The sequence below is a fragment of the Tritonibacter aquimaris genome (genome assembly GCF_009617595.1).
In the GTDB taxonomy this organism is placed as follows: Bacteria; Pseudomonadota; Alphaproteobacteria; order Rhodobacterales; family Rhodobacteraceae; genus Epibacterium; species Epibacterium aquimaris.
In genome coordinates this window covers 206,794-232,104 of the sequence record NZ_WIXK01000003.1, presented here as the reverse complement: position 1 = coordinate 232,104, position 25,311 = coordinate 206,794, and the positions used below count along the sequence as shown (strand labels likewise).

General features: G+C 57.0%; 26 protein-coding genes. 15 read left to right on the top strand and 11 right to left on the bottom strand.

The features are described from left to right. Positions 1-290: 290 nt before the first annotated feature. The 5 genes from uvrC to GG681_RS07075 all read left to right on the top strand — a co-directional run bounded on the left by uvrC (position 291) and on the right by GG681_RS07075 (position 4,033). Positions 291-2,183 (top strand): excinuclease ABC subunit UvrC, encoded by a 1,893-nt coding sequence (gene uvrC / locus GG681_RS07090; RefSeq protein WP_194287154.1) that lies wholly within the window; start codon positions 291-293, stop codon positions 2,181-2,183. 273 nt (positions 2,184-2,456) lie between these two features. Then, positions 2,457-2,579, top strand: coding sequence for a hypothetical protein (locus tag GG681_RS18010; protein ID WP_268968985.1), 123 nt, complete (start codon positions 2,457-2,459; stop codon positions 2,577-2,579). Between the two features lie 86 nt (positions 2,580-2,665). Then, positions 2,666-3,340, top strand: a complete 675-nt coding sequence (gene pgsA / locus GG681_RS07085; RefSeq protein WP_153546526.1) for a CDP-diacylglycerol--glycerol-3-phosphate 3-phosphatidyltransferase — start codon at positions 2,666-2,668, stop codon at positions 3,338-3,340. Continuing rightward, positions 3,337-3,582, top strand: a complete 246-nt coding sequence (gene moaD / locus GG681_RS07080; RefSeq protein WP_153546524.1) for a molybdopterin converting factor subunit 1 — start codon at positions 3,337-3,339, stop codon at positions 3,580-3,582. The genes pgsA and moaD overlap by 4 nt, the downstream gene beginning before the upstream one ends. Positions 3,583-3,586: 4 nt before the next feature. Beyond that, positions 3,587-4,033: a molybdenum cofactor biosynthesis protein MoaE gene (locus tag GG681_RS07075; protein ID WP_153546522.1), complete on the top strand. Its 447-nt coding sequence runs from the start codon at positions 3,587-3,589 to the stop codon at positions 4,031-4,033. A 4-nt stretch (positions 4,034-4,037) separates the two neighbouring features. On the opposite strand, the gene GG681_RS07070 is transcribed toward GG681_RS07075, so the two are convergent. Genes GG681_RS07070 through ubiA form a run of 3 tightly spaced genes read right to left on the bottom strand, consistent with a single transcriptional unit; the run spans position 4,038 to position 7,246 of the window. Next, positions 4,038-4,352: a hypothetical protein gene (locus GG681_RS07070; RefSeq protein ID WP_153546520.1), complete on the bottom strand. Its 315-nt coding sequence runs from the start codon at positions 4,350-4,352 to the stop codon at positions 4,038-4,040. Then, positions 4,349-6,223: an OmpA family protein gene (locus tag GG681_RS07065; RefSeq protein ID WP_153546518.1), complete on the bottom strand. Its 1,875-nt coding sequence runs from the start codon at positions 6,221-6,223 to the stop codon at positions 4,349-4,351. Before GG681_RS07065 ends, GG681_RS07070 begins: the two co-directional genes overlap by 4 nt. A gap of 60 nt (positions 6,224-6,283) precedes the next feature. After that, positions 6,284-7,246 carry a 4-hydroxybenzoate octaprenyltransferase gene (gene ubiA / locus GG681_RS07060; RefSeq protein ID WP_153546516.1) on the bottom strand — a complete coding sequence of 321 codons (963 nt, stop codon included), beginning with the start codon at positions 7,244-7,246 and terminating at the stop codon, positions 6,284-6,286. 12 nt (positions 7,247-7,258) lie between these two features. Between ubiA and GG681_RS07055 the strand changes: the two genes are divergently transcribed. Genes GG681_RS07055 through GG681_RS07040 form a run of 4 tightly spaced genes read left to right on the top strand, consistent with a single transcriptional unit; the run spans position 7,259 to position 10,801 of the window. Next, positions 7,259-7,984 (top strand): 16S rRNA (uracil(1498)-N(3))-methyltransferase, encoded by a 726-nt coding sequence (locus GG681_RS07055; protein WP_153546514.1) that lies wholly within the window; start codon positions 7,259-7,261, stop codon positions 7,982-7,984. 38 nt (positions 7,985-8,022) lie between these two features. Next, complete coding sequence (locus tag GG681_RS07050; protein WP_235899776.1) at positions 8,023-8,847, top strand: GNAT family N-acetyltransferase; 825 nt, start codon at positions 8,023-8,025, stop codon at positions 8,845-8,847. Beyond that, positions 8,844-9,371, top strand: a complete 528-nt coding sequence (locus GG681_RS07045; protein ID WP_153546510.1) for a hypothetical protein — start codon at positions 8,844-8,846, stop codon at positions 9,369-9,371. Before GG681_RS07050 ends, GG681_RS07045 begins: the two co-directional genes overlap by 4 nt. 59 nt (positions 9,372-9,430) lie before the next feature. Beyond that, positions 9,431-10,801 (top strand): glutamate--cysteine ligase, encoded by a 1,371-nt coding sequence (locus tag GG681_RS07040; protein WP_153546508.1) that lies wholly within the window; start codon positions 9,431-9,433, stop codon positions 10,799-10,801. Positions 10,802-10,964: 163 nt separating this feature from the next. Here GG681_RS07040 and GG681_RS07035 read toward each other — a convergent pair whose 3' ends face one another. The 5 genes from GG681_RS07035 to GG681_RS07015 form a co-directional block, all read right to left on the bottom strand. Continuing rightward, the gene (locus tag GG681_RS07035) at positions 10,965-11,444 is read right to left on the bottom strand and encodes a YHS domain-containing (seleno)protein (RefSeq protein ID WP_153546507.1); all 480 of its coding nucleotides are present in this window, start codon (positions 11,442-11,444) and stop codon (positions 10,965-10,967) included. Positions 11,445-11,734: 290 nt separating this feature from the next. Then, positions 11,735-12,340, bottom strand: a complete 606-nt coding sequence (gene plsY, locus GG681_RS07030; protein ID WP_153546505.1) for a glycerol-3-phosphate 1-O-acyltransferase PlsY — start codon at positions 12,338-12,340, stop codon at positions 11,735-11,737. Positions 12,341-12,346: 6 nt separating this feature from the next. After that, entirely contained in the window at positions 12,347-13,624 is a 1,278-nt protein-coding gene (gene pyrC / locus GG681_RS07025; RefSeq protein WP_153546503.1) for a dihydroorotase, read from the bottom strand. 26 nt (positions 13,625-13,650) lie between these two features. Further along, positions 13,651-14,193: a hypothetical protein gene (locus tag GG681_RS07020; protein ID WP_328593299.1), complete on the bottom strand. Its 543-nt coding sequence runs from the start codon at positions 14,191-14,193 to the stop codon at positions 13,651-13,653. An 11-nt stretch (positions 14,194-14,204) separates the two neighbouring features. Continuing rightward, positions 14,205-15,164: an aspartate carbamoyltransferase catalytic subunit gene (locus GG681_RS07015; RefSeq protein WP_153546501.1), complete on the bottom strand. Its 960-nt coding sequence runs from the start codon at positions 15,162-15,164 to the stop codon at positions 14,205-14,207. A gap of 212 nt (positions 15,165-15,376) precedes the next feature. On the opposite strand from GG681_RS07015, the gene GG681_RS07010 reads away from it, so the two are divergent. From GG681_RS07010 to GG681_RS06990, 5 genes are all read left to right on the top strand, one after another. Further along, positions 15,377-16,138: a uracil-DNA glycosylase gene (locus tag GG681_RS07010; RefSeq protein WP_153546499.1), complete on the top strand. Its 762-nt coding sequence runs from the start codon at positions 15,377-15,379 to the stop codon at positions 16,136-16,138. 4 nt (positions 16,139-16,142) lie between these two features. Beyond that, positions 16,143-16,766 (top strand): LysE family translocator, encoded by a 624-nt coding sequence (locus GG681_RS07005; protein ID WP_153546496.1) that lies wholly within the window; start codon positions 16,143-16,145, stop codon positions 16,764-16,766. Positions 16,767-16,770: 4 nt separating this feature from the next. Next, on the top strand, positions 16,771-17,313 hold the full coding sequence (gene moaB / locus GG681_RS07000; RefSeq protein ID WP_153546495.1) for a molybdenum cofactor biosynthesis protein B: 543 nt from the start codon (positions 16,771-16,773) through the stop codon (positions 17,311-17,313). A gap of 101 nt (positions 17,314-17,414) precedes the next feature. Next, positions 17,415-18,869, top strand: a complete 1,455-nt coding sequence (locus GG681_RS06995; protein ID WP_153546493.1) for an efflux RND transporter periplasmic adaptor subunit — start codon at positions 17,415-17,417, stop codon at positions 18,867-18,869. Between the two features lie 3 nt (positions 18,870-18,872). Beyond that, positions 18,873-22,247 carry an efflux RND transporter permease subunit gene (locus GG681_RS06990; protein ID WP_153546491.1) on the top strand — a complete coding sequence of 1,125 codons (3,375 nt, stop codon included), beginning with the start codon at positions 18,873-18,875 and terminating at the stop codon, positions 22,245-22,247. 3 nt (positions 22,248-22,250) lie between these two features. Here GG681_RS06990 and GG681_RS06985 read toward each other — a convergent pair whose 3' ends face one another. Continuing rightward, on the bottom strand, positions 22,251-22,706 hold the full coding sequence (locus tag GG681_RS06985; RefSeq protein ID WP_153546489.1) for an NUDIX hydrolase: 456 nt from the start codon (positions 22,704-22,706) through the stop codon (positions 22,251-22,253). Continuing rightward, entirely contained in the window at positions 22,703-23,521 is an 819-nt protein-coding gene (locus GG681_RS06980) for a protein-disulfide reductase DsbD domain-containing protein (protein WP_153546487.1), read from the bottom strand. The genes GG681_RS06985 and GG681_RS06980 overlap by 4 nt, the downstream gene beginning before the upstream one ends. Positions 23,522-23,680: 159 nt before the next feature. Here GG681_RS06980 and GG681_RS06975 point away from each other — a divergent pair, with 159 nt between their 5' ends. Beyond that, positions 23,681-24,238 carry a YqgE/AlgH family protein gene (locus tag GG681_RS06975; RefSeq protein WP_153546485.1) on the top strand — a complete coding sequence of 186 codons (558 nt, stop codon included), beginning with the start codon at positions 23,681-23,683 and terminating at the stop codon, positions 24,236-24,238. Positions 24,239-24,241: 3 nt separating this feature from the next. Here the strand turns inward: GG681_RS06975 and GG681_RS06970 are convergent, their stop codons facing one another. Then, a complete protein-coding gene (locus GG681_RS06970; protein ID WP_153546483.1) occupies positions 24,242-25,192 on the bottom strand; it encodes an L-threonylcarbamoyladenylate synthase in 951 nt (316 codons plus the stop codon). Positions 25,193-25,311 lie beyond the last annotated feature (119 nt).

The window sequence follows — 25,311 nt, the reverse complement described above, 5'->3', positions numbered from 1 at the left end:
TAAGCTTTCAGATCGGTTGTACACATCGTATCTCAATGTAATTCTGTCGTTACAAAAATATCATGTTTCCCAAGGGCTTGGCGTGCGATGATAAAATATCGTTTTACATCAGTATCTTACATGGCTGCCTATTTTTTAATCATTTGCGTAAAATTGCTCAAAAATAAGGGAAAAAGCGGGATAGCCAGAAGATATCATCAGACTTATCCCCAGGATCGGTGGACTTGTTCTTGCTTGCCTTTCTTAGTCTCGTATTGCAGCGCGTATGGTGCAGATTCTAAAGTACCGACATGACACAAATGCCCACAGAACCCTCAGCCTTGCCCGAACACTCAGAGCCTCCCAAAAGCGGATATGAGGTGATTCAGGCCTATGTGAAGACGCTGGATGGATCCCCCGGTGTGTATCGCATGCTCGATGCTGAAAGCCGTGTGCTCTATGTGGGAAAAGCGCGCAATCTGAAGGCGCGGGTGAGCAACTACACGCGGCCCGGAAACTCTCCCCGGATTGAGAAGATGATCTCGCAAACCGTGTCGATGATGTTTCTGACCACCCGCACGGAAACTGAGGCGCTGCTGCTTGAGCAAAACCTGATCAAACAGCTGAAACCCAAATACAACGTGCTTTTGCGCGACGACAAAAGCTTCCCTTACATCTTTATCTCAAACGAGACGGATTTCCCCCGGTTGGAAAAACACCGCGGCGCAAAAAAGCGCAAAGGGCGGTATTATGGCCCGTTTGCCAGCGCAGGTGCGGTCAATCGTACGCTCAATACTTTGCAGAAGGTGTTTTTGCTGCGCACCTGTTCTGATCGCGAAGTGGAGGCGGGGGATCGTCCCTGTCTGAATTACCATATGAAACGCTGTGCCGGGCCCTGTGGCAGCAAGATCAGCGTTGAGGACTACGCCAAGCTGGTAAAAGAGGCGGATGATTTTCTGTCAGGTAAATCCACCAAAGTGCAGGCGGATTTGGCCGAGCAGATGATGGCGGCCTCAGAGGCGATGGAGTTTGAACGCGCCGCGGCATTGCGGGACCGGATCAAGGCGCTGACCCAGGTGCAATCCAGCCAGGGGGTCAATCCGCAGGGCGTAAGTGAGGCGGATGTGATTGCGCTACACATGGAGGGAGGGCAGGCCTGTGTGCAGGTGTTTTTCATCCGCGCCAATCAAAACTGGGGCAATCAGGATTTCTACCCGCGCATCGACATAGACAACAGCCCAGCCGAAGTTATGGAAGCCTTTATCGGCCAGTTCTACAGCAACAAAGAACTGCCGCGTCAGCTGTTGCTCTCGGACGGGGTAGAGGATCTTGATTATGTCTCAGCCGCCCTAACGGAGAAGGCAGGGCGCAAGGTGGATGTTGCGGTGCCTCAGCGCGGTGAAAAAGCCGAGCTGGTATCAAACGCGTTGCGCAATGCCCGTGAAAGCCTTGCCCGCCGTATGGCCGAAAGCGCAACCCAGGCCCGATTGCTGCGTGGCATTGCTGAGGCGTTCCAGCTCCAAGGGCCGCCTGCACGCATTGAAGTCTATGACAACTCACACATCCAGGGCACCAATGCGGTGGGGGGGATGATTGTTGCGGGGCCCGAGGGCTTTATGAAAAACGCCTATCGCAAGTTTGACATCAAAGGCGATGATCTGGTGCCCGGTGATGATTTTGGCATGATGAAAGAGGTGCTGAACCGCCGCTTCTCTCGCTTGCAGAAAGAAGATCCGAAACGGGAAAAAGGTCTGTGGCCGGATCTTTTGCTGATTGATGGCGGTGCCGGTCAGGTGAGCGCGGTTGCTGAAATCATGGAGCAGCACCAGGTGCAAGACATTCCGATGGTCGGGGTGGCCAAAGGGGTGGACCGTGATCATGGCAAGGAAGAGTTCCACCGTGTGGGGCAGCGCCCATTTGCGTTACAGCGCAATGATCCGGTGCTTTATTTCATTCAGCGCCTGCGCGATGAAGCGCACCGCTTTGCCATCGGTGCGCACCGGGCGAAGCGGGCCAAATCCATGGTATCAAACCCGCTGGATGAGGTTCCCGGTGTTGGTGCCACGCGCAAGCGCGCCCTGTTGCAACACTTTGGTAGTGCCAAGGCCGTCAGCCGCGCCAGCCTGACGGATCTCAAGGCGGCGGAGGGTATTTCCGCAGCTTTGGCTGAGCGGATATACGATCATTTCCACAATCAGGGCTGACGCCAGCACCTATGGTTTAAACCGCTCGGATTTCGGGCGGTTTTTCTATGCCTATTTCAAACTGTTAGATGCGCAGGGGCTGCATGAGCATCGCAGGAATGTGAATGAAATTCAGAATTCATCCAAATTTGTCTTGATTATGGTTAACTGATCGGTCAAATATTATGCAAGTTTACCGATCAGTACACCTTGAGTCGCGCAGCTGGGCCGCACCATTGAAATAGTGCACCTATTTGGCATTCAGGTGACGTTTAACGATCTTAGGGGGTCGAAATGACACGTGAAGTGATTGTTGCTATTTTAGCCGCATTGATTGCCGGGCTGCTGGTTTTGCCGCTTACCATGCCTCAACCGCAGAATGGCGGTATTTTCTTCCGCGCTGCTGCATCTGTCTAAGTTGCTGTTGTTGCCTCAATGGGAAATTGATCTGTTGTAAGAGGATGGGTCTTCCCGCCAGCAGATGCAGCCTGTAGGAAGAGGGTATGACATGGAACCTTCCCAATATCTTGACCCTTCTGCGGCTGCTGGCAGCGCCGGGGGTGGCTATTATGTTTCTCTATTTCGCGCGCCCTCTTGCCGATTGGCTGGCGCTGATGCTGTTCACGGGGGCTGCAATCACCGACTGGTTTGATGGCTATCTCGCACGCGCCTGGAAACAAGAAACCAAAATCGGAGCCATGCTGGACCCAATTGCCGATAAGGCAATGGTGGTTGTCGCCTTGATGGTGATTGTTGGCTATTCCGATGCCAATTGGATCCCCTGGTTGGTGCTTCCGGTGACGGTGATCTTGTTTCGGGAGGTCTTTGTTTCAGGTCTGCGCGAATATCTGGGCGATACCGCTGGCACGTTGAAAGTGACCAAACTTGCCAAATGGAAAACCACTGCACAGATGATTGCAATTGCGGTGCTGTTCAGCCGCGGTATATTTGAACATTACCTTGGCATGGCGGTCTGGGGCATGGATCAGGCTATGGTGGATCAGATCATGGCAGGAAGTGTTGAAGACCTGCAGCACATCCGCCCTTTGTTTGAAGGGATGATCTGGAGCGGGCGTATTGGCCTGTGGCTTTTGTGGATCGCCGCCATTTTGACATTGATCACCGGCGTAGACTATCTGCGCAAGGCCTTGCCGCATCTGAAGGAGCCCGCAACATGAACGTGATGTATTTTGCCTGGGTGCGTGAACGTATTGGCCTCCCGCGCGAAGAGGTAGAAACAACTGCCACGACCGTGATGGAGCTGGTGGAAGAGCTGAAGCAGCGCGAAGATCGCTATGAGGCTGCATTTGCAGATCTGTCAGCGCTTCGCGTCGCTCTGGATCAGGAGCTGAGCGAGTTTGACGCCCCTCTTGAAGGCGTGCGCGAGGTTGCGTTTTTCCCGCCAATGACCGGGGGCTGATCGGATGAAAGTGCTGGTTCAGGAAGCCGCCTTTGATGCAGGTGCCGTGGCAAATGAATTCACCGCCTCCGCCAAAGGGGCAGGGGCGATTGTGACCTTTACCGGTGTTGTGCGCGAAGCCGACGCGGGAGAGATGACGATCATGGAGATCGAGCACTATCCGGGCATGACGCAAAAAGCGCTGGAAAAGATCGCCTCCGAGGCCATCGAACGCTGGTCACTGGCAGATGCTTTGGTGATCCACCGGCACGGTCGGTTGGCACCGGGGGATCAAATCATGATGGTGGCCACCGCATCACGGCATCGCAAAGATGCTTTTGAAGCGGCTGAATTTTTGATGGATTATCTTAAATCGCGCGCACCGTTCTGGAAGAAAGAAATCCTGCAGGACGGCAGCGCCGATTGGGTTGCGGCCAAAGACGCTGACGAAGACGCGCTGAAGCGCTGGTAAGCCCTTATCGCGTCAACTGACCGCGCAGCTCTTCGGCCTCGCGGCGCGCATCGCGCAGACCATCCATTGTTGCGCTGAGTTCCGCCTCGGACTGGGCCAGCTGATTGAGCAGCTCAGCTTCGCGCTGTTGCAGGTAGGTGATGGCCTGATCACGGGTTTCTTCGGCTTCATGCAGCTCTTGGCTCATCTTGTCGAGATCGGCTACATCACCCTGATTTACGCGGGTGAAGCGATGCACCAGCCAATTGGCAAACCATCCCAAGGAAAAGGCCACAAACAGGATGATCGCAGTGGCAATGATGAACTCTGTGCGGTTCATTGGTTGGATCCTTCTTCGGTCTCTTGACTGGTTTCATCTGTGGCGCTGTCTTCCGCCTCTGCCGCGGTGTTGTCCAGCATCTGGAAAACGATACGGCGATTGGCTTCGCGGCCTTCTTCGGTCTCGTTGTCGGCAATTGGCTGCGCTTCGCCATAGCCCCGCGCCACAAAGGTCAGCGTTGGGATGCGGCGCGCGCGTAGCTCATTGAGGACCGACTGTGCCCGCGCCTGGCTGAGGCGTTCATTCATCGTTTCGCGCCCCTGACTGTCGGTATGGCCCTGAATCTCCAGCCGCACGGGGCCGCAGTCCTCCAGGACGCCTGCCACAAGGTCAAGCGTGGCGTTGCTGCCCTCAGCGACGGTTGCAGATCCGGGTTCAAAGGTGATCTTGCCGTTTTCCTGAACCTTGGTCAGCAGGTCCTGACATTGTTCCGGGCTCAGCGGCTGGTTTTCCGGGATCGGTGGTTCATCATAGGTGATAGTCAGATCGTAGGTCGCGGTTTCCCCAAGCCGGGTGGAAAACAGCTTTGCCACTTCAGCGGAGGCATCTTTTTGATAGCTTGCACCGCGCAGCTCAATCGTTTGTGGGGTGATATTGACCGCCCCACGATGCAGCACTGACAGCGCTTCCAGCCCTGTGAGCACGCGCATGTTCCAATCCATTGGCAGATCTTCGGCAAGGCGCGCGGTACTGTGGACGTTTTCGCTGCCAAAACGGGCTTTGGCGAAACTATTGGTCAACTCACGCTGGGTCTGATCAGACAGGCGACCACGCAGCAGAACCTGCCCCTCCGGGCTGAGCGTGGCGGTGAACTCATTCTCGCCTTCGCTTTCGGTCTCGGCGACGGGCAATACCGTGTGAAGGGCAAATACTTTGGGCAAAGCATGCTCTAGCGCGCCGGCAATACGGTCAAATTTGCCCTGATCCGTGCCTTCCACTGCAACCAGCGTGATGTCAGCATTGGCCAAGGTCACGCTGCCCTGTCCAAGCTCAGCGAGGCTTTTGAGGCTTTCTTCCACCGCTTGGGCCCAATTGGGGGAAGGAACGCCCATGCCGATCACGCATTCTGCGTCGCCTTTAAGGCCCGCGTTTTGGGCTGCGGCCACAATCCGTTGCGCGCTGGATGCGCTTTCGGCGGAACAGGCATCAAATCTGCCGCCCTGTTCATCCAGTGTAAAACGCAGCGTGAAAGGTGTGATCACCGGGCGGGGTGCCTTTAGATCCAGGGTCAGACGCAACCCGCCGGGTGCCATGCGCGACAGTTGACGCTCAAGGCGTTCTTTGTCTTCTGGACTGTCTGTATTGGCGGTGATTGCAACCGCGCCGGGTTTGATCGAGATTTTGGAGCTGGGCAGCAGGTCGAGCGCTTTCAGCCCGTAATCCAGCGCCTGGGTCCAGCCGCGTGGCGTGGCATAGGTGGTGGTTTCCAGAAAATCGGCGATTTCATCATCGCGCACGATATCACGCAGATGATCAATAACATCGGTGCGCTCGGTCGCTTTGGGGGCGAGGCCAATCAGCGAAATGCCAGAGTCGTTGCGTAGTATCTCAATCGAGAATTGCGGCGGTGCGATGCCGCGTGAAGGTGTGACCTGCATGCGGTCAATAATGCGCGACGCATCCACAACGCCACCAGCCTGTGACAGCGCCGCAAAGCGGCTTGCTTCATCGGGGGCGGTGCCTTCGAGGAAAACATTCAACCCGTTGGCCGCCACTTCGGCCCATTCAAAGCCGCCAATATCGAGACTGCGGCGCACGGCTGATTCACTGGCCCGTTCCATCGCTGTTGCCGTGAAACCCGCGACCACAACACAAAGTGCGGCGGCGGTTGCGAAGGTTGCACCGGGAATCAGCACGGTTGGTAGGCGCATATGAATCTTGACCCCTTACTCGTTCACAAAACTCTTAACGACCGATGAGTAGACTTTCAATCATACGAAGAGCGCCGCAATCAAGAATATGAGCGGAATCAAGCCGGTATCTCGGTTGAGGCGAAAAATCCTTAGGAGCCCATCGGTGTTTTCCGCGTCAAAGCTGCGCAATTGCCAGGTCATATGCCAGCCCATCGCCCAGGGGGCGGCAAGAGTTAGCGCTAGTTTGAGCGGCGATCCATCGTTTTGAACCGCGCTCAGCACGGCAAAGGCCATCAGGGCAACCGTTGCAACGATAAAGCGGCGCAGCCATTTAGGGGTTTCTGTGTTAAACAGACGGGCGGTGGATTTCACCCCAATAAGCGCATCATCCTCGGTGTCCTGATGGGCGTAGATCGTGTCGTAAAACAGCGTCCAGGCGATACCGGCCAAATACAAAAGCACGGCCGCCCAATGCAGGCTGCCGGTATGCGCAACCCAGGCAAGCAATGCGCCCCAGTTGAGGGCGATCCCCAAAAACATCTGCGGCCACCATGTGAACCGTTTGGCAAAAGGGTAAATCGCCACGGGCAGCAACGCCAGAATACCCATCGCAATGGCCGCCTGATTGAAGCTCAGCAAGATCAACGCCCCCAACAGGACCTGCAGCCCCATCCAGGCCAGCGCGCCTTTGACGCTGACTTGGCCTGAGGGGATCGGGCGGGAGCGGGTGCGCTCCACCTGGGCGTCAAATTCACGATCGGTGATGTCATTCCAGGTGCAGCCCGCACCGCGCATCAGCCATGATCCAAACGCGCAGCCCACGGCGATCCAGAGATCGTGCCAACCTGCTTGCCCATCCCAGAGCATCGCCAGCACCAGACCCCACCAGCAGGGGATCAGCAAGAGCCAGGTGCCAATCGGGCGATCCGCACGGCTCAGGCGCAGATAGGGGCGGCTCCATTCTGGTGCATATGTGTCGACCCAGTTTCCTTTGACCGCATCTGCGACCTGACCATCTGGTGTTGGCGCTTTGCCTTGCATATGTAAGCTTCCATGAGTGCAAAAGTCAGACTGTATGTAGAGCACCCTTTGGGTGCAGGGCAATCGCTTCCTCTGGATCGAGACCAGGCGCATTACCTTTTTGGGGTGATGCGGCTATCCGTGGGCGATCATGTGACGGTGTTTAATGGCCGTGATGGTGAATGGCAGGTCGAAGTGCAGGAGGCCAATAAACGCGGCGGCACGCTGGCCTGCCTGAACCAGAGCAAACCGCTGCAGATGCCGCCAGACCTGTGGTTGATGTTCGCACCGATCAAAAAGGCGCGCACTGATTTCATCGTGGAAAAAGCCGCGGAAATGGGTGCAGCCAAGATCCTGCCGGTGCAAACGCAATTCACCAATTCAGATCGGATCCGCCAGGACCGCCTGCAGGCCCATGCGGTGGAAGCGGCAGAACAATGTGGCGGCACCTATGTGCCTGAGGTGGCAGAGCTGCAAAAGCTTGCACGCCTGCTCGATCACTGGCCCAAAGAGCGCCAGTTGATGTTTTGTGATGAGGCCGAAGTGGGCAATGCGCTGGAGCTGGCAGCGGACAGCAATCCAGACGCGCCCTGGGCCATTTTGATCGGCCCTGAAGGCGGATTTTCCGAGGATGAACGGAAACGCTTGCATGCATTGGAACAATCGCATGTTGTAAGCCTTGGACCGCGTGTTTTGCGTGCGGATACGGCGGCGGTGGCCGCGATGACGTTGTGGCAAAAGACATTGGGAGACTGGTAGCAATGTGGCGTCGGGCTGAGGAACAGGATTTGGAATGGATGTTTCCATTTCTGTATGATCACATCCAAAGCTCGATGTTTCTGCTTGGCAACCTGCGGGATTTTGGTCTGACTTCTGACGCGCCCTATGGGATGCAGATTTGGGTCTTAGAGCAGGGCCGGGGCGTCTTTGCGATAAGCAATTCAGGGACAGTCCTGATGCAGGCCCCCGATTTTGAACATTGGGACACTGCGGCAGATCTGATCCGAGGGCGTGATATCCACGGTGTTCTGGGGGATGCGCCACAAGTGCGGGCGTTCCTTGATGCAGCCGATTTGACAAATGCCCCCACCCATCTCAATGCGGATGATCTGGGGTTTCACCTTGATTTGACAGACATAAAGGTTGCACCGCGTCCCGATGATGAATTGCACTCGCTGGAGCATGCGGATCGCGGCCTGCTGGAAGGGTGGCGCGCAGACTATAACTGCGAGGCACTTGGTTTCCCGCCAGAGCTTGCGACGGAGAAAGCCGCGCAGGAAATCGGTAAATACATCGCCCACAACAGTCACCGGGTGCTGATATCAGGCGGAGAGCCGGTTGCAATGACCGGCTTCAACACCCAATTCGAAGATGTGGTGCAGATCGGTGGTGTTTTTACGCCAAAAGATAAACGCGGTCAGGGTCACGCCCGTCAGGCGCTGGCCATGCATCTGCTTGAAGCCCGCGACGCGGGCGCGAAACAGGCGGTGCTTTTTGCGGCGAATGCTGCGGCTGCGCGCGCCTATGAGGCGGTCGGGTTCCGGCTTGCAGGGACATACGCCTTGGTGCTGTTTTCCGAGGTGCAAAAAATTAGCACATCTCCTGTGGAGGGATGCACATGAGCTTTATTCGTCCCGAAGCCCGCGCGGCATTGTGGCATTGGCGTGAACTGATAGCGGCTGCTGCGCTGGGCCTGTTTGGTCTGCGCTGGGTGTTGTGGTCTTTTGGGTTTTGGCAGGTTGCGGGCTGGGTTTTGATTGCAGCCGCGATTGTTATTGCAGTGGTCGGCGGGCAGCGTTTGCGGTTTCGTCTTGGCGGTGCCGGGCCTGGTGTTGTGCGGGTGGATGAAGGCCAAATCGCCTATTTCGGCCCACTTACCGGTGGTGCAGTCGCCGCATCAGAGCTTGAACGCCTGCGCCTTGATCACACGTCCAAACCTGCACATTGGTTGCTGGAACAACCGGGCCAAGCGCCGCTTGCCATCCCGGTGAACGCCTCTGGCGCGGACGCGCTCTTTGATGTCTTTTCCAGCCTTCCCGGATTGAAGACAGAGCGTATGTTAGAAGAAATGCATCGCAGCGGACCTCACCAGGTCGTGATCTGGGAGCGGGCTCCCAGCAGGGACGCCTTTCAAAGGCTCCATTGACACTTTGGGCGATTCCGCCCACTTCTGCGCAACGAGACAGACAACGGACGGAGTTCCCCATGTCCATCCCTCAATCCGGCGGCGGACCCATTGAGCGCCATGAACAATTGGCAGAATATCTGGCGTCGGGGTGTAAACCGCGCGCAGATTGGCGCATCGGTACCGAACACGAAAAATTCGGCTACTGCAAAGACACGCTGAAACCGCTCCCCTATGAGGGAACGCGTTCCATCGTTGCGGTTCTGGAAGGGCTGCGCGATGTTTATGGCTGGTCGCCCGTCACAGAGGGTGACAAGCTGATTGGCCTTGAAAAAGACGGTGCCAATGTCAGCCTTGAACCGGGCGGCGCAGTTGAACTGTCTGGCGCGCCTTTGGAAACCATCCACGAGACCTGCGACGAGGTGCACACGCATCTGCGCGAAGTGAAAGACATCGCTGATAAGATCGGCGTTGGTTTCATTGGCCTTGGCGCGGCTCCGATCTGGAGCCATGAAGAAATGCCGCTGATGCCCAAAGGGCGCTACCGGTTGATGAACGACTATATGGAAAAAGTCGGCACTATGGGGCGCGCGATGATGCGGCGCACCTGTACCGTGCAGGTCAATCTGGATTTCGGCTCTGAGGCTGACATGGTGCAGAAACTGCGTGTCGCGCTGGCGCTGCAGCCTGTGGCAACCGCATTGTTCGCCAATTCACCCTTCTTTGAAGGCAAGCCCAACAATCACAAATCCTGGCGCAGCCTGATCTGGCGCAATCTGGATGATGCGCGCACTGGCATGCTGCCTTTTGTGTTCGAAGAGGGCATGGGCTTTGAACGCTACGCGGAATATGCGCTCGATGTGCCAATGTATTTTGTCTACCGCGATGGCAAATATATCAACGCACTTGGCCAGTCGTTCCGCGACTTCCTTGAGGGCAAGCTGCCCGCGTTGCCAGGTGAAACGCCAACATTGTCAGATTGGGCGGATCATCTGACCACAGCCTTCCCTGAGGCGCGCATCAAGAAATACATGGAAATGCGTGGCGCTGATGGTGGCCCCTGGAGCCGCCTGTGTGCGCTGCCCGCGTTCTGGGTTGGGTTGATGTATGACCAATCCGCGCTGGATGCCGCCTGGGATCTGGTAAAGGGCTGGGATGCAGACACCCGCGAAGGGTTGCGCATTGGTGCCTCTGTTGATGGGCTTCAGGCCGAGGTCAACGGGGTGAAAATGCAATCGATCGCGGCGCAAGCGCTGGAAATCGCCACTGCGGGCCTACAGGCGCGCGGCTTTGCAAGTTCAGGCGGGTTGGTTCCGGATGAGACGCATTTCCTCAACACGTTGAAAGACAGTATTGAAACAGGGACCGTTCCAGCCGATGAGCTGCTGGCGCAGTATCATGGCGACTGGCAGGGCGATCTGAGCAAGATCTACGCTGAGTTCAGCTACTAAAGCCTGATGACTGGGAAACACGAAAGAGAGCGCCTGAGGGCGCTCTTTTTTATTGGGTCGTGGCGTAAAAAAAACGACAGCAGAATGGATCTGCTGTCGTTTCCTGTGAGTGGTCTGGCGCCTAAGGCTGTGGACCGCGAGACAGGCCCGCGGCCCCAACTGTTTACTGCTCAGCTTGCAGTTCTGCTGGTGTCTTTTCAGAAATGTCGTCCCAGTTGACGTCCGCACGCTCGATAAAGCCAGGGATGTCGCCTTCCCAGCGCTGTTGGATGTCTTCGGACAGGTTTACGTAAAGAACGTCATCAACGATTTTCCACAGGGTGGGATCGCCGTCAAATTTGAAGCCCATCGCCGCGCCAAATGCGCAGTAGCCGCCATATGCCGGTGCATAAGCTTCAGGGTTTTTAAGGAATTCAGCTTTGTTTTCTTCGGATGCAAAACGATAGGTTACATCGTCGTGGATCGCAGTGATTTTCCAGTTGCCTTTGGTGGGCTCACCGACGGTGAAATATGCTACCGGATCATAACCTTGCAGGGCCAGTCCAGTCGAAGACGCGTTGTACTCAACGCCAGCAGCCAGAGAAGAAGTTGCTACAGCAACGGACAGCGCAATGCCGCCCAGAACAGATTTAACGTTGATCATGATATGATCCTTTCCTGCGCCTCTGAAGGGGCGGTAATTGCCCCAAAGAGGAGTGTTGATTGAGTGGTGCAGCAGCCGGGTTGCCTGCCACACCAGAAATGTGGGAGGTGCTGCAATCATGTTCAAATCAACTGAATTTGATTGTGCAGAAATGCGCAGATATACGTGCGGTCAAAAACCTTAACTGATCGGTTCACTCTGTGAATATTGTGCTATCTTGTTGAAAGTATGTGATTTTGTTTTCGGCTCGGGTGCCGTCACATTCCGCTTTTCAAAAGTGATAGCCCGAATTATTTTTCGCCGATGCGTGGCTCGGTGCCGGAAATCAGTCGCGAAATATTGGCTTTGTGGCGTGCGATCACAAGAAGCGTGAGCAAAACCGTGAGGATGATCACGTCGCTGTGACCAAGAAGGGCTGCCCAAAGCGGTGAAATCGCTGCCGCCACCAGTGCCCCCATGGAAGAAATCCGGCTGAGGTAGGCCGCGATCAACCAGGTGAGGCAGCAGGCAATGCCCACGGGCCAGGCCAAGGCGAGCATAAGCCCCAGGAATGTCGCCACACCTTTGCCACCCTGGAACCGCAGCCAGATCGGAAAGCAATGGCCAAGAAAGGCGGTAAGCCCGGCCAACTGCGCTGCATCTTCGCCTGCCAGAAAACGCGCCAGTAGCACCGCCGCCGCGCCCTTGCCGCCATCCAGCAAAAGCGTCGCTGCCGCGGCGGCCTTGCTGCCGGTGCGCAACACATTGGTGGTGCCAATATTGCCTGAGCCAATTTCACGCAGATTGCCCAGCCCCATCAGGCGGGTCAGCAGCAGGCCAAACGGGATAGACCCCAGGAGATAGCCAACCACCCCCCAGATCAACAGCACGGGGAAAGCGGTTTCTAAAAGTGGCATCGATGATCAGCTTTCAAATACGGTTTTTCCTGCAACATAGGTGGCGAGCACACGCCCCTGAAGTCGCTGGGTGTCAAATGGGGTATTTTGTGATTTCGACCGTAGCTTGAACCGGTCGAGCACAAAAGGCTGATCTGCATCAAACAGCACCAGATCCGCTGGTGCCCCGGCAGACAGGCGGCCGGATGCAAGCCCCAGACGTTTGGCGGGGTTCAAAGACATCGCGCGGAACAGGGCAGGCATATCCAGCAGATCCGCATGATAAAGACGCAGCGCTGCGGGCAGCAAGGTTTCCAGACCCACCGCACCACTTGCGGCTTCTTCAAACGGCAGACGTTTGCTTTCTTCGTCCTGCGGGGTGTGCATCGACGAAATGATGTCAATCAGCCCTGTGCGCACAGCTTCCACCACGGCCAGACGATCGTCTTCGCTGCGCAGGGGCGGCTTGACCTTAAAGAAGGTGCGGTAATCCGCTACATCAAGTTCATTCAATGTCAGGTGGTGGATTGAAGTGCCTGCGGTAATGTCCAAGCCGTTTTTCTTGGCGCGTTCCAATGCGGGCAGGGCACGCGCAGTGGTGATCTGATCCGCGTGGTATTTTGCTCCTGTCATCTCAAGCAATGCAATATCGCGATCAAGCCCCATGCGTTCCGCCATAGGCGACACCGCAGGCAGGCCACGCAGGCTGGCAAATTTACCGGATGTTGCTGCGGCATCCGCGCTCAGCACCGGTTCCTGCGGGTGGGCAATGACCAAGGCGTCGCAGGATTTGGCGTAGGTCAGCGCGCGGCTGAACACTTTGGTGTGCTGGATCACCCGGTCGCAATCAGAAAACGCCACCGCCCCTGCATCTTGCAGAAAGCCGATTTCAACCATCTCGCGACCGTCGCGCCCCTTGGTCAGCGCGGCCATTGGCAAGACGTTGATCGGCGCATCGGCTTGTGCGCGGCGGGTGACAAATTCCAATGTTTCGGGCGTGTCGATTGCCGGGGCTGTATCTGGGCGGGTGACAATTGTGGTGACACCACCGGCCGCCGCTGCAAGCCCCGCCGATTTATAGCTCTCTTTGTGACGCTCACCAGGTTCGCAGACCTTGACGCCGATGTCGATGATACCGGGAGCCAGGCATTTGCCCTTGCAGTCAACAACTTGATCCGCCTGAGGCACGGCGCTGCCATCTGCATAGACGCCCGCAATCTGGCCATCTTTGACCAGCAGGTGACCTATTGTATCGCTGCCAGCTTCGGGATCGATCAGACGGGCGTTGGTGAAAAGAAGCGTCATGATACGGGGCTCTTTCGGTTCAAAGGTCAAAAGATCAGCGCGGCAAGGAGGAGCACGAACAGGCTCATCACCACGACAAAGAAGATAAAGCCCAGGCGGCGCGCCTCAGCACGGGCCTGGCGCGGGGGGACTTTGGGCTTTTGCGGCTTAGCGCTTGCGGCGGTCACGGGGCGGGCACTCCATAGTGCGGTGGGTTCTTCATAGTGACGTAGCAGGGTAATTTGTGCGCTTGGGGTAAGGCGTACGCTTTCACCGCCAAAGGCACGCGAACGCAGCACCAAAACTGGGCCGCTGAGCGCTTTTAGCATGTCAGCATCATCCCTCAGCTCGGAAAGCGCGATACCGCACCCCTCGGTGAGGTATCCCATCACGCCCAGCTCTTCGAGATCGGCAACGTCAAACAGATCGGCCTGCGCCATATCCAGCGTTTCAATGCCCAATAGCTGCGCAAGCGCGCCCTCTTCATCGCGCACAAAGGCGAGCTGCTCCGGGCGCATGTCCAGCTGAAATAGGCGAATAATCCCCTGTTCCCCAGCGGATATTTCGATTGTGGAAGAGGTTTCACCCACGCCCGACATCCTTAGGCTGCCTGACGGCGGATGCGCAGGTTGCGCGCCAGAAGATCCATTGCGGCCATACGCACGGCCACGCCCATTTCCACCTGTTCCTGAATGACCGAGCGGTTGATGTCATCTGCGATGGTGCCATCGATTTCCACGCCGCGGTTCATTGGCCCCGGGTGCATCACAATGGCATCGGGTTTTGCCTGTGCCAGCTTATCAGCATCAAGGCCGTAGCGATGATAGTATTCCCGCTCAGACGGGATAAATCCGCCATCCATACGCTCTTTTTGCAGGCGCAGCATCATCACAACATCCACGTCTTTCAGACCTTCGTGCATGTCGTCATAGATCTCAGCGCCAAATTCTGCAAAATCACCCGGCACCAAAGTGGGCGGGCCAATCAGGCGAATGCGGTTTTCCATCTTGCCCAGCAGGATCAGGTTAGAGCGTGCCACCCGGCTGTGGGTAATATCGCCACAAATCGCAATATTGAGCCGGTGCAAACGGCCTTTGGCGCGGCGAATGGTCAGTGCGTCCAGCAGTGCCTGTGTGGGATGTTCATGTTTGCCATCACCGGCGTTCAAAACCGCGCAGTTTACCTTTTGCGACAACAGATCCACCGCGCCTGAATGGGGGTGGCGCACCACCAGCAGATCCGGGTGCATTGCGTTCAGCGTCATTGCCGTGTCGATCAGGGTTTCGCCCTTTTTAATCGATGAGGCCTGCATCGCCATATTCATCACATCCGCACCAAGACGTTTGCCTGCCAGTTCAAAACTCGCCTGGGTGCGGGTGGAGTTTTCAAAAAACATATTGATTTGCGTCAGCCCGGCCAGCGCATTCGCATGTTTCTGGGTCTGCCGGTTCAGTTCCACATAGGTGTCGGCAAGATCCAGAATTTCGGTGATTTCAAGCGGGTGCAGTGGTTCGATTCCCAGCAGATGGTTCTGGCGGAAATATTGAGGCGCGTCGGACATGGGCAGTCTCCCTGGGGGGGCAGTCACCGGGAATGCGGCGGTCTGGCTCCGGCGGATTTGTTGGACTTATAGGATGGGGATTTGTGCGGGGCAAGGTGGCTGATCACAGCCATTTGTACAGGGCGCAACTGTGGGAGCCTCCGGCGGGAGTATTTGTGAAAAGATGAAGGCGTGGTGGTTTTGTTTAACTGCGGGGCACGATAGCTTGGGGCATGGAATCGGCACTGGATTATTGGAGCGCCAAGGCGCTGTTGGAGTGGCAGGTGGAGCTTGGCGCAACAGATGCGCTCTGTGAGCTGCCTGTTGACCGCTACGCGTTGGAAAAAAGCGCGCCAAAACCAGCCAAACCCGACGCCGCGCCCAAGGTGGTAAAACCCAAAGAGGTTGATCCGGTGGCCGAAGCCAAGGCTGCCGCCGCTGGGGTAACGTCTTTGCCAGCGCTGCAGGCGGCGTTGCAGGGGTTTGAGCATTGCTCGCTCAAACGCGGGGCGCGCAATCTGGTGTTCTCGGACGGGCAAGCAGGCGCGCGGGTGATGATCATCGGCGAAGCCCCAGGGCGCGACGAAGACATCGCGGGAAAACCTTTTGTCGGTCGTTCTGGCCAGCTATTGGATAAGATGCTGGCGGCGATTGATCTGAGCCGAGACAGCAGTGTCTATATTACCAATGTGCTGCCGTGGCGGCCGCCACAGAACCGCGATCCCGAAGCGGTTGAACTTGCCATGATGCTGCCGTTTCTGGAAAAACATATTGCGTTGGCCCAGCCGGATGTTCTGGTGCTGATGGGCAATATCAGCTGTCAGGCGGTGCTGGGGCGGCGTGGCATCACTCGGATGCGAGGCAAATGGGATCAGGCCTTTGGTAAACCGGCGCTGCCGATGTTTCATCCGGCGTTTTTGTTGCGTCAGCCAAATCAGAAACGTCAGGCCTGGGCGGATCTGCTGGCACTGAAAGCGCGTCTGAAAGGCAACTGAGACCATGATTGATACGGTAACCTTGCTGACCTTTATTCCAGCAGCTTTGGCGCTGAATTTCACCCCTGGCCCGGATATGCTGTTTTGTATCGGTCAGGGCACGCGCTTTGGCCCACGCGCTGCTTTTCTGGCAAGTGTCGGCGTGTCGTTGGGCTCGCTGATTCACGTGACACTTGCGGGGCTTGGTCTTGGCGCATTGGTGGCGCAAGTGCCGATGGTTTTTGAAGTCATTCGTTGGATTGGCGTGGCTTATCTTTTGTGGCTCGCTTGGGGGGCGCTGCGCAGCAAGCCGGGACCAAAAGGTGAGTTGCCCGAAGTGAAGGCGCGCGCCGCCTTTCGCAGTGGCTTGATGGTGAACCTGTCAAACCCCAAAGTGATCTTGTTTGTATTGGCGTTTTTACCGCAATTTATCACACCCGAAGCGGGCTCTATTCTGATCCAGTTTCTGCTGCTTGGCGCGATCATTTCCATGGGGAGTTTGCTGGTCAACGGCGGCGTTGGCATGATGGCGGGGCGGCTGGGGCGCGCATTGAGTTCAGGCACGGGCTTGTCGGTCTGGCTGGAACGTTTGACAGGCGGGCTATTTGGAGCGCTGGCTCTGCGTTTGGCCGTGATGGAAAGGATTTAGCGCGATGTCGCGTATTGATGAAACCAAAGAATTTATTCCCGTCCGCATCGCGGTTTTGACCGTTTCTGACAGCCGCAGCTTTGACGATGATCGCTCTGGTCAGGTGTTGGTTGATCGGCTGACGGCGGCGGGCCATGTGTTGGCGGATCGCAAAATTTTGCGCGATGAGCGCGCCGAGATTGCCGCACAGCTGCGCACCTGGGTTGCGGATGATACGGTGGATGTGGTGATTTCGACCGGGGGAACCGGGCTCACCGGGCGTGACGTCACCGTCGAAGCGCACCGCGACGTCTATGAAAAAGAGATCGATGCCTTTGGCACCGTCTTCACCATGGTTTCGATGCAGAAAATTGGCACATCCGCGGTGCAATCGCGTGCAACCGGTGGTGTTGCGGGCAATACCTACCTGTTTGCGCTGCCGGGCAGCCCCGGTGCCTGCAAGGATGGCTGGGATGAAATCCTGTCAAAACAACTTGATTACCGCCATCTCCCCTGTAATTTTGTAGAAATCATGCCCAGATTAGACGAGCATCTGCGACGGAAGTGATCCATTTCCACGTGTAAGCTCGTATTAGATGTGAAGAGTTGGTAAGCTCGTCATTAGCAGCTTCACGCGCATAATGCGTGAACGCCACAAAGGATCTAGGGATGCGCTTTCTGCGTCAAAGCCTGCTTGGTCTCTTCTTCGCAGTGATGTCTGTGGGGATGGTTGCCTATGCTGTTCAGTTGATCTCCGCTGCCGTTGAAACACGTATGAACGAGCAGGGGGGGCAGTTTCCCGGTAGAGAACGCGTTTTTGCGGTGAATGTGGAAACGGCACAGCTGGAAACCCTGCGTCCCGAGCTGGTTGCCTTTGGCCGTATAGAAAGCCGCAGGCGTTTGGAACTTCGGGTGCCAACCTCAGGGCGGGTGATATCCCTGTCTGATAATTTTGTCGAAGGTGGTACAGTTTCTGCGGGTGAGCTGCTGGTGCAGGTTGACCCGGCAGATGCAGAAGCGGCGCTGCAAAATGCCAAAGCGGATCAGATGGACGCTGCGGCGGATGCACGCGATGCGGTGCGGGTGCTTGAACTTGCCAAAGACGAACTTGCATCAGCCGAAGCGCAGGCCGAATTGCGCGCGCGCGCGTTTGAACGTCAGGCTGATCTGCGCAAGCGTGGTGTTGGCTCTGCGGCAGCGGTGGAAGATGCTGAACTGGCCGCAGCCCAGGCCCGTCAGGTGGTGATTACCCGGCGTCAGGCCCTGATCGAGGCCGAAGCGCGCTTGGATCAGACCTCAACCCAGGTCTTACGGGCAGATGTGGCGCTGCGCACAGCCCAGCGTGAACTTGATGACACGACCGTCATAGCTGAGTTTTCTGGCGTGCTTGAGGCGGTGACACTGGTTAAAGGCCGTCTGGTTTCGGCAAATGAAAAACTTGCGGATCTGGTTGATCCTGACCAGCTTGACGCGGCGTTTACCGTTTCAACCAGCCAATATACCCGCTTGATTGATGAACAGGGCAAACTGTTGCCCCTGCCAGTGAAGATCGAGCTTGATGCAAATGGCATGGCGCTTAAAGCCAAGGCGCAGCTGCAGCGTGACAGCGGTGGTCAGGGGCAAACCGGTCGCCTGCTTTATGCCCAGATCAGCGCTGGTCACGGCCTCAAACCCGGTGATTTCGTCACCGCGCGCATCAGTGAACCCGCCCTAAGTGGCGTGGTTCAGGTTGCGGCCTCCGCCTATGGCGCGGATGGCGCGGTCTTGGTGATTGACGCACAGGACCGGCTGGAACGTCTACCGGTTGAGCTGATCCGCAGGCAGGGCGACAATGTGCTGATCCGGGGGGCAGGTCTTGCAGGGCGTGAAATCGTCTTGAACCGCACGCCCCTGCTGGGCGAAGGCATCAAGATCACGCCCCTGCGCAAAAGTGATACCAAACTGCCAGCCGCAACCACCAAATTCATCAAACTCAGCGCTGAAAAACGAGCAGAGCTGGTGACATTTGTCGAAAGCAATCCGGCGATGCCTGAGGCTGTGAAACGTGATATATTGCGGAAGCTGGCGCAACCGGATGTGCCTATGGCTCTTGTCAGCCGGATCGAAGCGCGGATGGGGGGCTAACCCATGTCAGGTGGACTTGCGCAGCACGCAAACGGGCTGTTTTCCTATTTCACCCGTCACAAGACCGCGTCCAACCTTCTGTTGGTGGTGTTGCTTGGATTGGGATTGTTTGCCGTTCCCAACATGCGCGCACAATTCCTGCCCGATGTTATAGTTGAAACCGTGCGGGTCACCGTTGATTGGGAAAACGCCAGCCCCGAAGCGGTTGATACCGCGGTTATTCAGGCGCTAAGCCCGGCTTTGATCGCCGTAGATGGGGTGGATAAATCCTTTTCCACTGCGCGCGAAGGCCGTGCAACGCTCTGGTTTGAGTTCGAACCGGGCTGGGATATGGCGCGGGCGACGGATGATATGCAGACGGCAGTGGATGCTGTCACCACATTGCCCGAAGAAACAGAAGAACCAGTGGTACGCCAAAGCGCCTGGCGCGACCGGGTCACCGATGTTGTCATTTCCGGCGATATTGGCGCGGATCAGCTTGGCCGTTTCTCCGATGAGCTGGTCGTACGCCTGTTTGAAGCGGGGGTAACACGTACCACCATTCGCGGTGTTGTGGCGCCACAGACCATCGTGGAAGTCCCAACAAGCCAGCTTTTGGCCCATGACGTTTCCATGCGCGAGATCGCCGAAGCGATTGCCGCCGAGGTTGACGCCAACCCCGCAGGGGATGTGGACAGTGCCAATGCGCGGGTGCGTACCGGATCCGAACGACGCTCGCCCGCCGAAATTTCAGAGATCGTGCTGCGGGTGAATGCGGATGGCTCGCTGCTGCGGGTCAAAGATCTGGCCCAGATCCATGTTGATGGGGTGGCGCGCGCGCGATCCTATTTTGTGGGGGATGCCGCTGCAATGTCGATCCGGGTGGATCGCTCACAGCTTGGCGATGCCATCGGGGTGCAAAGCGCGGTTCAAGATACGGTGCAGGCCTTTCGGGCCACCTTGCCGCAAGGTGTTTCAGTACAGCTGATCCGTACCCGCGCGGACGCCATTTCCCAACGTCTTGATATCTTGCTCGACAACGGGCTTGTGGGGCTTGGCCTGGTTGTTGTGCTGCTGTTTCTGTTTCTCAATGCGCGTATTGCGATCTGGGTGGCTGCGGGAATTCCGGTGGCGATGCTGGCGGCGGTGGCGATCATGTATGCGGGTGGCATAACCATCAATATGGTCAGCTTGTTTGGCCTGATTATCACCCTGGGCATTGTGGTGGATGATGCCATTGTGGTGGGCGAACACGCCGATTTCCGTGCCCGCACCATGGGAGAAAGCCCGGTGCAGGCAGCTGAAAACGCCGCGCGACGAATGGCTTTGCCGGTGCTTGCGGCTTCAATAACAACGATCATCGCGTTTTTTGGGCTCACCAATATTGATGGCCGGTTTGGCGAACTGATCCGCGATATCCCTTTGACGGTGATTGCGGTTCTGGCGGCGTCACTGGTTGAGTGCTTTCTGATCCTGCCCAACCACATGGCCCATGCGTTATCACATGCGCAGCAGGGCAATTGGTATGAATACCCCAACCGCGTGGTAAATGCGGGCTTCCGCTGGTCGCGCGAAGTTCTGTTTCGCCCACTGATCGCTGTAGCAATCAAGGCGCGCTATGTGGTTGTGGCGGCCTCTTTGTTGTTGCTTGCGTCACAGGTGGTGCATTTCATCAACCGCGATGTGCCCTGGCGCTTTTTCAACGCCCCCGAACGCGGATCGGTGACAGGTAACTTTGCTATGGTCGATGGGGCCACGCGCGCCGATTCACTCGCCATGATGCGCGCCTTGCAGCAAACCACCGAAGAGCTGGGCCGCGAATATGAAGAACGCTACGGTGAAAACCCAATCGATTTTGTTCTGGCCGAAATCGGCGGCAATTCCGGGCGTGGTTTGTCGGGAGTAGACAGCAAAGACACCGATCTTTTGGGTGGTATCGCGATTGAACTGATTGACGCGGATCTGCGTCCTTATTCCTCATTTGCATTTGTAGGAGAGCTGCAGGATCGGGTGCAGCGCCATCCGTTGACAGAAATCCTGTCGTTTCGTGGCTGGCGCGCAGGCCCCGGCGATGATTCACTGGATGTGCAGTTTTACGGCAATAACCTGGATGTGCTGAAGGCTGCCTCGCAGGATTTGCAGACGGCGCTTGCAGTATTTGGTGAGATTTCCGCGGTGGAAGACAGTCTTGCCTATGACAAGGATGAGCTGGTGCTGGATCTGACCCCACAGGGGCAGGCGCTGGGCTTTGCAATTGATGATCTGGGGCGCGTGTTGCGCGCGCGCCTTGGTGGGCTGGAAGCGGCCACCTATCCCGACGGGCCGCGAAACGCGGAAATCCGGGTGGAATTGCCCGAAGATGAGCTGACCGCGGATTTCTTGGAAACGACGCAGCTGCGGGCGCCAAACGGCCAATATGTGCCGCTGTCCGATGTGGTTTCCGTGACCCGACGCTCGGGCTTTGCAACGATTGAACGGGAAAACGGGCTGCGCCTTCTTAGCGTGACCGGAGACCTGTCAGATGATGATCCGGCCCGCGCAGTCGAAATCTTGCAACAGCTCCAGCAGGAAATCCTGCCTGAGATCGCGACAACCCATCAGGTGGATTGGCGCCTATCTGGGTTGAGCGAACAGGAAAACGAATTCCTGAGTGATGCGCGCAATGCCTTGATTATGGTGCTGGGTGGGATTTTTCTCACACTGGCCTGGGTGTTTGGCAGCTGGACGCGGCCCTTTGTGGTGATGGCGATTATTCCCTTTGGGTTGGTTGGCACCATTTGGGGGCATTACATCTGGGAAGTGCCGTTTTCGATGTTCTCTATCGTTGGCCTGTTGGGGATGACGGGGATTATTATCAATGACTCCATTGTTTTGGTCACAACCATTGATGAGTATTCCGAGAAAAAAGCCCTAAGAGCAGCCATCGTTGATGGTGCGGCGGATCGGTTGCGCCCGGTGATGCTAACCACTTTGACAACGGTTCTGGGGCTGACACCGCTGTTATATGAGGGCTCGCAACAGGCGCAGTTTCTCAAACCCACGGTGATCACGCTGGTCTACGGTCTGGGCTTTGGAATGCTGTTGGTTCTAATTGTTGTGCCTGCCTTGATTGCCATTCAGGAAGATGGCCTCAAGGCGCTGCGTGCATTGCGCCGTGGGGTGAAATCGCGGCGTATGCGCCCAACCATGACCCTGATGGCTGCGTTGCATGGGGCGGCTTTTGCGTTGACGATGGGCTGGGTGATGGTCACCGGAACGCTATGGAGCCCACTGCTGAGTCTCACAGGCGGGTTTAATGGCGCAGCTGTGGAGACCGTTGCCTTTGCGGCCTTTGTTGCGCTGGCCTTGGCGATCACCGTGCTTGGGCTGCTGTTTTCGGGGCTGCGCCGATCAGCCTAACATTTAGTCCACGCGCGGCTGAACCAGTTTGAGCGCGGCTTCCTCGGCCACTTCGGCCACCTGCGCAAGCAGCGGTAGCGTGCTTTTCTGCAGCTCTTCGACCGAAAACCAGCGCGCATCCGCTGCATCATCCTGCGCCACCACTTCCCCCGAGATAAAACGACAGATGATAACGCCCAACACATAGTGTGAGCCTATGGTCTGATCGCTATTGCGGTCGATCACATCCAGCAGACGCAGGGTCTCGATCGGGGCGGCAACAACGCCGGTTTCTTCGCACAGTTCGCGCACTGCCGCGTCGCTCAGCGTTTCGCCAAGCTCCACATGTCCACCGGGAAAGCCCCAATAGCCGCGGTTGGGATCTTTGGCACGCTGCACCAAAATCACATGTGGCGCGCCGTCACGCTCTTCGCAGACCACGGCTATTGCACCCAAAACAGGGCGGGTGGGCTGGATCATCCGGTGCTACATCCTTGAATGTCAACTGCATGGCTTTGACCCAGCACGGTAATGCGCACGGCAGAGCGGTCAATAGAAATGAGCCCGTCGTTCAGGCTGAAGAACTCACTTTCGGCCACCAATGTGTTGCCAGTGCGGCGCGCGGTTGTGTCGCTTGCCTGCAAATAAGGTGAGCCGGATTCAATGACAGCTATTTCGGTGCCACCTGCCGATGGCATGGTGATCCGCGCTTCGATCTTCATGCCATATTGGGTGGGCGACAATCTGCAGGTTGCGGATTTCACCCCTGCCTCGCGGGCGGTGTAGGGGCGGCTGGCCAGTGCGGCCGCAATTGTTGGGTTACGCTTTGCGTTCGCGTTCATCGCGTGATCAAAGCGCAGCTCTGAGGGGACACAGACCTCTTTGCACACGCCAATACCCACACGCCCCTTCAGCCGTATCGGTTTGCCGGGGCGGGCAGGTGTGATTTCTACCGGGAGCACCATCTGTTGTTCGTAGCCCAGCGTGCGCAGGCCCGAGGTTAAAAACACCTCAGGTGCGGGCCAGCTGATTTGCACATCAGCCACATTCTGCGACCCTTTCCACGAAAATGTCGGGGGGATGCCCGCATCGCCCGGAGAGCGCCAATAGGTCTTCCAACCATCAGACAGCGTGACCCGCAGCGCGCCAATCACATTGCCATGCCGGGTTTTGCCACCGTCCAGCACTTCGATTTCCACCAGATTATCTGGCAGATTTTGTGCCACAGCTGGGGCGCTGAAAAGGGCCGCTGTACAGGCGGCGGCAAGGCTGAGTTTTGCAACAACTTGGGTCATGCATATTTACATGCGTGCAACAGGCTCAAATTCCAAGCTCGATTTTGCCATTTTGACACAGCTATCGCGCGAAGTTGATAGACGTGTCAGCCCTTGCGTGTTTGTGGGGCTAGGGGCATGGTGGGGGAGAAGCCCCCGAGATGGGAAAGGGAAACGCCTATGAATTTGACCGGAAAACTCCTGATTGCAATGCCCGGCATTGGGGATCCCCGGTTTGAACATACGCTGATCTTTCTGTGTTCCCACAGCGATGAAGGGGCGATGGGGCTGATCATCAACAAATCAGCCACCGGCGTGTCGCTGCGCGATATTCTGGAACAGCTGGAAATCAACATCAATGATGCGCCCAACGCCAATGTGGCGGTGCAATTTGGGGGCCCGGTTGAAACCCAGCGCGGCTTTGTTTTGCACACAGATGAATATGAATCGCGGGTCAATTCGCTCCAGGTGGTTGATGGTTTTGCGATGACCGCAACCTTGGACGTGCTCGAAGATGTGGCCGCTGGCACCGGACCTGAAAAATTCATCGTTTTGTTGGGCTATGCGGGCTGGGGGCCTGGCCAGCTTGAGGAAGAGATCGCCGCCAATGGCTGGCTGACCGCCGAAACCAGCGCAGAATTGGTGTTTGAGCAGGTGAACGGTGAAAAATGGATGGCGGCACTGAAAACCATGGGGATTGATCCGATTGTGCTTTCGGCCAGCGCGGGCCACGCCTGATTTTTAGTCCCGTGGCGCGGCGGCGCGGCGCAGCCGGTCGTTGATCGCAAGCCCCAGACCCAGTTCAGGAATTGGCGCAACTGCGATTGGCAGATGCCGTGCATCCAACTGGTGCAGATAGTCAAATAGATTGGCCGCTGCCTCAGCAAGGTCGCCATTTGGGGAAAGGTTCAGATCCCCGTCATAGGCGCCAAAACCCAGAAACAATTCGCCATCCTTGGCGGTTTCAGCATTGAGCCTGACCGAAGCATTGGGCGCATAATGCGATAGCATCTGCCCCGGCGCAGTAAGTTTTGCTTTGGCATCGCGGGTCAGTATCGGCTGCCCGAGCAGCGTTTCAATCTCTTCCACCGCCAGCCCACCGGGACGCAGCAGAACCACCTGATCTGCGTCGATGCCGACAATGGTGGATTCCACCCCAACACCGCAGGCACCATCATCCACCACCGCGGCAATGCGCCCCTTTAGCCCGGCCATCACGTGTTCCGCTGTGGTGGGGCTGATGCGCCCTGATGGGTTCGCCGAAGGTGCGGCCACCGGGCCACCAACGCGGTGCAACAACTGCTGTGCTGTGGGATGTGCCGGAACCCGCACGGCCAATGTGGAAAGACCCGCCGTCACCAGCCCGGATACGCCATGCCCCGCGCGCAGTGGCAAAACCATGGTGAGCGGCCCTGGCCAAAACGCACGCGCCAGTTTCTCTGCAATATCAGACCATTCCACCAATTTCTGCGCGGTCTCAATATCTGCGACATGGGCAATCAGCGGGTTGAAACTGGGGCGTCCTTTGGCGGTATAAATTGCCGCAACGGCCTCACCTTGGCGCGCATCTCCGCCAAGGCCATAGACCGTCTCGGTGGGAAAGGCGACCAGCGCGCCAGCCCGCAACAACGCGGCTGCCTGATCAAGATCAGCAGGGCTGGAATTCAGTCTCAGAGTGCAGGTCTGGCTCATAACTGTGACGCGGCGTTTGGGTTGAACAAAAAATGGGCTTGGCTAGGAAAGAGAGCCAAGGTGGTGTCTTACCGCCTTGTGACCGCCAAGCCAAGTACCCACAACCCATATCCATTACA